9 protein-coding genes are annotated in these 9,500 nt (G+C 32.4%); 1 reads left to right on the top strand and 8 read right to left on the bottom strand.

Annotated elements, in window-relative coordinates:
* Positions 1-47 precede the first annotated feature (47 nt).
* The 8 genes from bioD to ABWO04_RS08045 form a co-directional block, all read right to left on the bottom strand.
* A complete protein-coding gene (bioD, locus tag ABWO04_RS08080; RefSeq protein ID WP_353078969.1) occupies positions 48-683 on the bottom strand; it encodes a dethiobiotin synthase in 636 nt (211 codons plus the stop codon).
* 112 nt (positions 684-795) lie between these two features.
* On the bottom strand, positions 796-1,203 hold the full coding sequence (locus tag ABWO04_RS08075) for a putative signal transducing protein (protein ID WP_353078967.1): 408 nt from the start codon (positions 1,201-1,203) through the stop codon (positions 796-798).
* A 7-nt stretch (positions 1,204-1,210) separates the two neighbouring features.
* Positions 1,211-2,365 (bottom strand): aminotransferase class I/II-fold pyridoxal phosphate-dependent enzyme, encoded by a 1,155-nt coding sequence (locus tag ABWO04_RS08070; RefSeq protein WP_353078965.1) that lies wholly within the window; start codon positions 2,363-2,365, stop codon positions 1,211-1,213.
* 70 nt (positions 2,366-2,435) lie between these two features.
* The gene (locus ABWO04_RS08065) at positions 2,436-2,717 is read right to left on the bottom strand and encodes a F0F1 ATP synthase subunit delta/epsilon (RefSeq protein WP_353078964.1); all 282 of its coding nucleotides are present in this window, start codon (positions 2,715-2,717) and stop codon (positions 2,436-2,438) included.
* 74 nt (positions 2,718-2,791) lie between these two features.
* A complete protein-coding gene (atpD, locus tag ABWO04_RS08060) occupies positions 2,792-4,303 on the bottom strand; it encodes a F0F1 ATP synthase subunit beta (RefSeq protein ID WP_353078962.1) in 1,512 nt (503 codons plus the stop codon).
* Positions 4,304-4,454: 151 nt separating this feature from the next.
* Entirely contained in the window at positions 4,455-6,302 is a 1,848-nt protein-coding gene (glmS, locus tag ABWO04_RS08055; RefSeq protein ID WP_353078960.1) for a glutamine--fructose-6-phosphate transaminase (isomerizing), read from the bottom strand.
* Between the two features lie 12 nt (positions 6,303-6,314).
* The gene (gene bamH / locus ABWO04_RS08050; RefSeq protein WP_353078958.1) at positions 6,315-8,117 is read right to left on the bottom strand and encodes a BamH family beta-barrel-assembly machinery protein; all 1,803 of its coding nucleotides are present in this window, start codon (positions 8,115-8,117) and stop codon (positions 6,315-6,317) included.
* 5 nt (positions 8,118-8,122) lie between these two features.
* Positions 8,123-8,929, bottom strand: coding sequence for a glycogen/starch synthase (locus tag ABWO04_RS08045; RefSeq protein WP_353078956.1), 807 nt, complete (start codon positions 8,927-8,929; stop codon positions 8,123-8,125).
* 95 nt (positions 8,930-9,024) lie between these two features.
* On the opposite strand from ABWO04_RS08045, the gene ABWO04_RS08040 reads away from it, so the two are divergent.
* Positions 9,025-9,500 (top strand): 4-phosphopantoate--beta-alanine ligase (locus ABWO04_RS08040; RefSeq protein ID WP_353078954.1); only part of this gene is annotated, 476 nt, incomplete at its 3' end.

The raw sequence follows: 9,500 nt of genomic DNA, 5'->3' as shown, positions 1-9,500 counted from the left end.
CGTAAATTCTAAAATTATAGTGCAAAGATAAAGGCTATTTCTATAATCTATTCTATTTTTTGAAGATTTTCTCGAAACAAATCCGCGTAATATTTAATTACATTCTGATCGAAATACGGTTCGTTGTCAATTCTTCCTATCATAGGAACCTTTGTTTTTTCCAAAATAATGCTTTCTGTAGCTTTATTTTCATCACCAGAAAAAATAATTCCAGCAACATTTAACTTTCTTAATTTCAAAATTTCAATTGTCATTAAGGTATGGTTGATACTTCCCAAATAATGACGAGAAACCACAATTACTTTATAATCTGGTTGAATAATATCAATAACACAATCTGAACTATTTAATGGGACTAAAATTCCACCTGCGCCTTCCACAACTAAATGTTTTGAATCCTGAGCTTTGTCGAAGGATGGCTCCTTAATTTGTTTTAAATCTATTGTAATTCCATCTATTTCAGCAGCATAATGAGGACTTGCAGGCGTTTGCAAAGCATACGCGTTTTTATGGAATTTTGTAGTGTTATTTGAGACATACTTCTCTACTTTATTTGTATCCGAATTATCTAAATCGCCCGCTTGTATGGGTTTCCAATAATCTGCTTCTAAGGCTTCTACAATAATTGATGAAGCAATTGTTTTGCCTACATCTGTACCAATTCCTGTTATAAATAGTTTCATATTTTTGAGTTGTTTCGCAGAGATTCACAAAGTGTCCGCTGAGCTACACAAAAATACAAATAAAAACTTTGTGAAACTTTGTAGAATTTAGCGAATCTTTGTGGAATTTTTTTTAAAATTCAAAGTTACAGCTTTCGCACTTATATTTTTGTTTCGAAAATAATGGCATTGATAACGTAAGTAAACCATAAATGAAAGCAAAAAAAGATTTAAAATCTTTAATTGTGGTAACCATAGTGATTTTTTGAGAACCACAACTCGGGCATAATAATAATTCGCCTTTATCATCAACAGAATATTCTGGAATGGAATTTAAAATTTCTTTGGCTTTTATGGCATTTTCTGATTGTACAAATAATTTAACACCGCCTAAAGCATTGCTCAACAAAGGATCTGTATTAATTGTGTTTTCATTTTGCAGAAAAACCTCAATCCCTTCGGATTCTAATTTTCCTTTAAACAAATACGCTTCAGAGGAATATTGATAATTAGCAATTTGACAAAACTTAGCATTTTCCATAAGTAATTTATAAATTAAAGACCAAAGTATTCAATTCTGTCAAGACATTTTTCATTTCTAATTCTGTAGTATATGAATGTAAACAAAATCGAAGTCTTTCTTGACCTTCTGGAACGGTTGGCGCCAAAATCGCTTTTACTTCAAATCCTTTTTCTTGTAATTGAGCTGCGATATTTTTTACTTTATCATTTCCAGGAAGTATAGCTGAATGAATGGCTGATTTACTATAAACAAACAAGGGTTTTATTCCTAAAAGTTGCTTTTGCTGATTGAAAAAAGTAATATTTTCTTTTAATTTTTGAAGTTCATCCGACTGAAGCAAATTTTGATACGAAATTAAAATTGTAGCTACCGAATGAGGCGAAAGTCCAGTTGTGTATATAAAACTTCTTGCAAAATTGACTAAATATTCAATTAAATCAGCATTTCCTAAAATAGCAGCGCCGTGACAACCCAAACCTTTTCCAAACGTCATAATTCTGGCAAATACTTTATTTTGAAGTTGTTGCGATTGTATTACGCCTTCGCCTTTTTCTCCAAACACACCCAAAGCGTGTGCCTCATCAACTACTAAAAGTGCCTTAAATTTTTCTGAAAGTTGCACTAATGTTTCTATATTAGGCGAATCGCCATCCATTGAAAAAACAGATTCTGTAACGATATAAATAGTTTTGAATTCGGAATTTGGCGTTTGAATTTTGGAAATTTTTGCTTCTAAATCTTCGTAATCATTATGTTGGAATTTATACGATTTGGCGTGACTCATTTGAATGCCATCACGAATGGAAGCGTGACATAACTCGTCGTATAAAATAACATCATTTCTTTGCGGCACAGCACTAAAAAAACCAACATTAGCATCGTAACCCGAATTAAAAATTAAAGCCGCTTCTGATTGATGAAAAGCTGCAATATATTTTTCCGCAATGTCATACAAATTATGATTTCCTGAAATTAATCGGGAACCTGTTGCACCATTTACTTTTATTTTGTTCTCAACTAAATATTGGTGTATAGCATCAAATATTTGTTCGTTTTTAGCAAAACCTAAATAATCGTTGGATGAAAAATCGATTCCACTTGTAGGCATAGGTAATTTTCGTAAAGCATTTGCTTCTTTTCGAAAGTGTAATTTTTGCTGAAGTGCTTTTGGAATTTTCATATATGTAAAAATAAAAAAAATCCCGATAAGAAAACACTTATCGGGATTGTTATTTTAATAAATAACGGATTTAGTCTGCTAAAACAATTACTTTATTGTTGTTCATCTCTATAGTACCAGATTGAATCGCTAACCAATACGTTTGATCATTTACTTTTGTAAATTTTGCTTCGTTGTTTTTATCAATATTAAAACTTGCTGCACTAATTTTTACATTTCCTTTTTGTAAAATGGAAACTACCGCCGCGTGATTGTTTAACATTTGAAATTCGCCATTAATTCCTGGAACAGAAACAGATGTTACTTCTCCTGAAAATAAAGTGGCTTCTGGTGATACTATTTCTAAAATCATACTTTTATAATTGATAATTAATAATTGACAATGGATAATTAATTGTCAACTATCAATTGATAATTGTCCATTGACTATGCTTCTGCTAATAATTTTTCTCCAGCTTCGATAGCTTCTTGGATACTTCCTTTAAGGTTAAATGCTGATTCTGGTAAACGGTCTAATTCACCATCCATAATCATATTAAATCCTTTGATTGTATCTTTGATATCTACTAAAACACCTGGAATTCCTGTAAACTGTTCTGCTACGTGGAAAGGTTGAGATAAGAAACGTTGTACTTTACGAGCACGAGATACGACTAATTTATCTTCTTCAGATAATTCTTCCATACCTAAAATCGCGATAATATCTTGTAATTGTTTGTATCGTTGTAAAATTTCTTTTACTCTTTGTGCACAATCGTAATGCTCATCACCTAAAACATCTGGCGTTAAGATACGAGAAGTAGAATCCAATGGATCTACCGCAGGATAAATACCTAACTCGGCAATTTTACGAGACAATACTGTTGTAGCATCTAAGTGAGCAAACGTTGTTGCTGGCGCAGGGTCAGTTAAGTCATCCGCAGGAACGTAAACCGCTTGTACCGATGTAATAGAACCTGTTTTTGTTGAAGTAATACGCTCTTGCATAACTCCCATCTCTGTTGCTAAAGTTGGTTGGTAACCTACCGCAGATGGCATACGTCCTAAAAGTGCAGATACTTCAGAACCTGCTTGTGTAAAACGGAAAATGTTATCTACGAAGAAAAGTACGTCTTTACCTTGTCCAGTTCCAGCTCCATCACGGAAATATTCCGCAATAGATAATCCTGATAATGCTACACGAGCACGAGCACCAGGTGGCTCATTCATTTGTCCGAAAACGAAAGTAGCTTTAGACTCTCTCATTCCTGGCATATCAACTTTAGATAAATCCCATCCTCCATTTTCCATAGAGTGCATAAATTCATCACCATATTTTATAATTCCTGACTCTAACATCTCACGAAGTAAGTCATTTCCTTCACGCGTTCTTTCACCTACTCCTGCGAATACTGAAAGTCCACCGTGACCTTTTGCAATATTATTAATTAACTCCTGAATTAATACGGTTTTACCAACTCCAGCACCACCGAATAAACCAATTTTACCTCCTTTTGCATAAGGCTCAATTAAGTCAATTACTTTAATACCTGTAAATAAAACTTCAGAAGAAGTAGCTAAATCTTCAAATCTTGGTGCAGCACGGTGAATAGACATTCCGTTATCTCCGTCTTTAGGTAATTCACCTAAACCATCGATAGCATCACCAATAACGTTGAATAAACGACCATAAACGTCTGGTCCAATTGGCATTTTGATTGGATTTCCTGTTCCAACCACTTCAGTACCTCTTGATAAACCATCAGAAGAGTCCATTGAAATAGTACGTACTGTATTTTCTCCAATGTGAGATTGTACCTCTAAAACCAATTTAGTACCGTCTTTTTTAGTAATTTCTAACGAATCATAAATTTTTGGAAGTTCTCCGTTAGTAGTGTCAAACACTACGTCTACAACTGGTCCAATAATTTGTGCAACTTTTCCTGTAACTTTAGACATTGCTTATGTATTTATTTAATAGCTATTTATTATTGAAAAAAACATACTTTTTTCAGAGTGCAAAGATAGTTTTTTTAGATGCAATTATGCAATATATTTTTTGACTTTTTTTCAAAAAAAAAGCGAAATACTGATTATTTCGCTTTTTTATTTATTCTACAGTTACTGATTTTGCTAAATTTCTTGGCTGATCTACATTACAACCTCTCAATACCGCAATATGATAAGACAATAATTGCAAAGGTATTGTAGTTAGTAACGGCGTTAAAGCTTCCGAAGTTTCTGGAATTTCAATTACGTGATCTGCTAAAGCTTTTACTTGTGTATCGCCTTTCGTTACAACCGCAATAATTTTTCCACTTCTTGATTTTATTTCTTGAATATTACTTACTACTTTGTCGTAATGCCCTTTATTTGGAGCAATAACTATAACTGGCATTTGTTCGTCAATTAAGGCGATTGGTCCGTGTTTCATTTCTGCAGCTGGATAGCCTTCTGCGTGAATGTATGATATTTCTTTTAATTTTAAAGCGCCTTCTAATGCAACAGGAAAGTTAAATCCTCTACCTAAATATAAAGCGTTAGGTACATCTTTATAAATGGCTGCAATTTGTTTGCTAACTTCATTCGTTTGCAACGCTTCTTTTACTTTTTCAGGAATCATTTCTAATTCTAACAAATAACGTTGATAATCCGAATGATTCATAGTGCCTTTTGCTTTAGCTAAACGTAATGCTAAAAGGGTTAGAATTGTAATTTGAGTAGTAAATGCTTTTGTAGAAGCCACTCCGATTTCTGGACCCGCGTGTGTATAAGCTCCTGCGTGAGTTTCTCTTGAAATAGAAGAACCTACAACGTTACATACGCCAAAAACAAAGGCGCCGTTTTCTTTGGCTAATTTAATTGCTGCTAAAGTATCGGCCGTTTCTCCTGATTGAGAAATAGCAATAACAACATCGTCTTTATTTATAATAGGGTTTCTATATCTAAATTCTGAAGCATATTCAACCTCAACAGGTATTCTTGCAAATTCTTCAATTATATATTCGGCAACCAAACCTGCGTGCCATGACGTTCCGCATGCAATAATTAAAATACGCTTGGCATTGGTAAATTTTTCTAAATTATCTTCCACACCCGACATTTGAATAATGCCTTTGTTGGCCAACAATCTTCCTCTGTATGTATCTTTAATTACATTTGGTTGCTCGTAAATTTCTTTTAACATGAAATGTTCGTAGCCTCCTTTTTCAATTTGCTCTAAATTCATTTGTAATTCTTGAACATAAGGATCTACTAATGAATCGTCTTTAATTTTACGAACTTTCATTGGTTTTTTCAAACGAATAATAGCCATTTCTTCGTCTTCTAAATAAATAGCATTTGAAGTATATTCAATAAAAGGCGAAGCATCTGAAGCTACAAAATATTCGTCTTCACCAATACCAATTGCTAATGGAGAACCTAAACGCGCACAAACTAATTCGTCTGGCTTATTTACATCAAATACTACGATTGCATAGGCGCCGACTACTTGATTTAAGGCTACTTGTACAGCTTTTCCTAATTTTAAGTTATCTGTTTTCTTAACGTCTTCAATTAAATTAATTAATACTTCAGTATCCGTATCGGAATGAAAAATATAGCCTCGCTTGATTAATTCTTTTTTTAACGGTTCGTAATTTTCAATAATTCCGTTATGCACAATGGCTAATTTTCCTGAATTTGAAAAATGTGGATGTGAATTTACATCATTTGGCACACCGTGAGTCGCCCAACGGGTATGTCCAAAACCTATATGTCCGTCAGTAGTTATTTCTTTTGCAACTTTTTCTTCTAAATCGGAAACTTTACCTTTAGTTTTACAAAGTTTTAAATTTTTTCCGTCGTATAAAACTAAACCAGCACTATCGTAACCACGATATTCTAGTCTTTTTAATCCTTTAATAATTATTGGATATGCGTCTCTATGACCAATATAACCTACAATTCCACACATATATATAAGGGTTTAATTTGGTTTTGTATAATGTATTACTAATTTTAACTTTTTAGAAGCGTCGGCTGGCGCACTTGGATTTGTACCGTGAAGCACCACTCCTTGTTGCTCCATAATTGATGCTAACGGGAAATATTCAATGTCATCTGATGAAATTGTTGGCGTATTATTCACATCAAAAGGCGACTTGTAATAATAATTATTACTGTAATTAATATTTTCTGTAACAGTAAGACCTAATTTTACATTTTTATTCAAATTAGTATCCGTACTGTTAATTATGTTATTAATGTGCTGAGTAATTCTGATTTTATATTTAATTCCTTTTTTATCCGTTGTATCATCACGTTCGATAATACCTCCAAAAATTAATTTATTGTATTTCGTATTTGAATTAGTTGTAGCATCAGCAGAATAATCTACTAAAGCTTTCTGATTGGTTGCATCAAATAAATATAACCTTTCCGCTTCTAACTGATTGGCACCTGCCATAGCGGTTTTATCAATATATAACTCTAAGTACGCTTCATTGATTAACCATCCTTTTAATCGCAATTGATCCAATTCATCAGGAATTTGATTCGCTCCAGCTACTAATTGCCCATTTACTGGTTTTAATACATCGGCATCTCCAAAAACATCTATGTATACTACAGACCCTTTACCTCCTTTTAAATATAATTTGGAGTTCTGTCCTGTTATTTGATTTGTAGCAGTCAACCCAGTATTATATGCTCCAGAATACGAATAATCTTGTAAAGAAACTGAATTTGAGCCGGAACCTGCGCCAAAATTTAACACCAAACTTTTTGATGTGGCTGCTGAACCTACTACCGCTCCTTCATCTACAGAACTATAATTTACATTTAATTTAGCGTTTGAAAAATTAAACATGGCCATTGCGCCTTGTTCTCCTGGAAGTTGTTCTATTTTAAAATACAATCCTTTAAAATATTGTTTGAATTCAATATTATTAAACAAATTTGCACTTCCTGCTTCTAATATTCTTTTTTTGAAATACGTTTTGTTTAATGATAAATAAATTCCTGGTGCTAAACGTTCTTTTACCACTCGTAAAGAAGGATCATTTTGATTGGCTAACACCACATTATTTGCATCAACATATTCTAAAATTCCGGTTGTGGTATTTAATTTTGTATTATAAACAATAATTTCCGCTTTGTTAAAAAAGAACTGGTCGTTTTCTGCTGCATTTGGACTGTCATTTAAGCGCGTTCCGTTTTGTACCGAATTACCACTACCGTCATTTCCTCTTTTTAGATTCTCAAAATTAATTGAAGTGCCATTTGCAGAGCCGTCAGAAAAGTAGCGTTGGGCTGTTTGAAAATTATCTAATGGATTGTATTCATTCAAATAATATCCATTTTCAAATACACTCAATTTCATTTTACTTTCTTTGTTTGCACCATATACAGAATTCAAAGCATATACTTTAGAACCATCTGCATTTGTTGTTTCTACTGTACTAAAAAAAGGCACATATAAAATTACATTTTCAATTTGAACATTTGTACCAAATTTAGGTTGAGTTGTAAATAAAGAAACTTGTGATACAAAATTTGCTTTAGTAACTCCAAAATAAGGATTGTTATAAATCCCTAATGGATTTATTGGCAAATTATTGGTTTGCACTTCATTGGTTTTTACAGAGTATGCTTTCAATTGCGCTTCGTGTGTACTGAAATCAAAATGTTCATCACCCACTAAATCGGAACCAATAGTATTAAAATCTTGATCACAAGAAATAAATACCATTGAAAAAACTAAAAATAAAACGGTTATATTTTTTTTCATTACAATTATTGAACTTTATTTTTTAAAAACTCTAAATACGTTTCTTTAAACGTTTCTTTCGGGGTGAAAGGTAAAAAAGGTTTTTTTGAAGTTTCTATATATTTTGTTAAATCTGCAGACAAGTCATTTGAAGCCATAATAATAGCATCTGAATGATCAATTGTTGCTTTCATTAAATTAGTAAAACCAGGCTCTTTGTATTTAGAAATGGCCTCTTTTGGTAAATTATCAAATGCTAATTTAGAAATCAATTCTGCATCAAGCGTTCCTTCAAAATCAGCAGCATAGATAGATGTAATAATTTTTGTATCTTCAAAAATACCTTCATCTTTATAATAATGTTTAAGATAAACCGGCAATAAAGAAGCCATCCAACCATGAACATGAATTATATCGGGTACCCAATTTAATTTTTTTACCGTTTCAACGACACCTTTAGCAAAGAAAATAGCTCTTTCATCATTATCTGGATACAACACGCCTTCTTCGTCAGAAAAAGTAGCTTTTCTTTTAAAATACTCGTCGTTATCAATAAAATAAACCTGAATTCTTTCTTTTGGTATAGAGGCAACTTTAATAATTAAAGGCATATCCATATCATTCACTACTAAATTCATACCCGAAAGGCGAATTACTTCATGTAATTGATGTCTGCGTTCATTGATATTCCCATATCTTGGCATGAAAATTCTTATCTGCCCTCCTACTTCATTTATCATTTTCGGCAACTCATAAGAATGTAGTGATACTTCGTTTTCAGCTAAATAAGGCACTACTTCAGATGATACATATAATATCCTCTTGTCATTCATATAATAAATGTTACATTTTGTTTAATATGCAAAATTATAAAAATTTATGGACTTATCTACTAAAATAGTAAGTTTGCACTTTATAATATTATAATATGCCTGTTTTTCAAACACAAAATGCGCTGCAAATTGAATTAAAAAAAGTACAAAATCAATCAAAAAAAATTGGTTTTGTGCCTACAATGGGCGCTTTACATAGAGGTCACCTTTCATTATTGGAACAATCTATAGCTGAAAATGAAATTACCGTGTTAAGTATTTTTGTAAATCCTACACAGTTTAATAACGCTGAAGATTTAAAAAAATATCCAAGAACATTAGAAAAAGATATAGCACTGGTTCAAGAATTAAACAAAAATATCCTTATTTATGCTCCAAGTGTAACAGATATTTATGAAGGCAATACCATTTCCAGATCATTTGATTATGACGGATTAGAACATCAAATGGAAGGCAAACATCGCCCAGGGCATTTTGACGGAGTAGGAACGATTGTGAAGAAATTATTTGAAATTGTAGAACCAACTCACGCTTATTTTGGCGAAAAAGATTTTCAGCAATTACAAATCGT

It is taken from the genome of Flavobacterium sp., from assembly GCF_040382755.1.
Lineage (GTDB): Bacteria > Bacteroidota > Bacteroidia > Flavobacteriales > Flavobacteriaceae > Flavobacterium.
The sequence above is the reverse complement of the archived record's forward strand: the minus strand, read 5'-3'. Positions and strand labels throughout refer to the sequence as shown.

Coding starts and splice junctions, on each gene's coding strand:
- bioD (WP_353078969.1), bottom strand. CDS start 683: ATGAAACTATTTATAACAGGAATTGGTACAGATGTAGGCAAAACAATT.
- glmS (WP_353078960.1), bottom strand. CDS start 6,302: ATGTGTGGAATTGTAGGTTATATTGGTCATAGAGACGCATATCCAATA.
- ABWO04_RS08045 (WP_353078956.1), bottom strand. CDS start 8,929: ATGAATGACAAGAGGATATTATATGTATCATCTGAAGTAGTGCCTTAT.
- bamH (WP_353078958.1), bottom strand. CDS start 8,117: ATGAAAAAAAATATAACCGTTTTATTTTTAGTTTTTTCAATGGTATTT.
- ABWO04_RS08075 (WP_353078967.1), bottom strand. CDS start 1,203: ATGGAAAATGCTAAGTTTTGTCAAATTGCTAATTATCAATATTCCTCT.
- ABWO04_RS08070 (WP_353078965.1), bottom strand. CDS start 2,365: ATGAAAATTCCAAAAGCACTTCAGCAAAAATTACACTTTCGAAAAGAA.
- ABWO04_RS08065 (WP_353078964.1), bottom strand. CDS start 2,717: ATGATTTTAGAAATAGTATCACCAGAAGCCACTTTATTTTCAGGAGAA.
- atpD (WP_353078962.1), bottom strand. CDS start 4,303: ATGTCTAAAGTTACAGGAAAAGTTGCACAAATTATTGGACCAGTTGTA.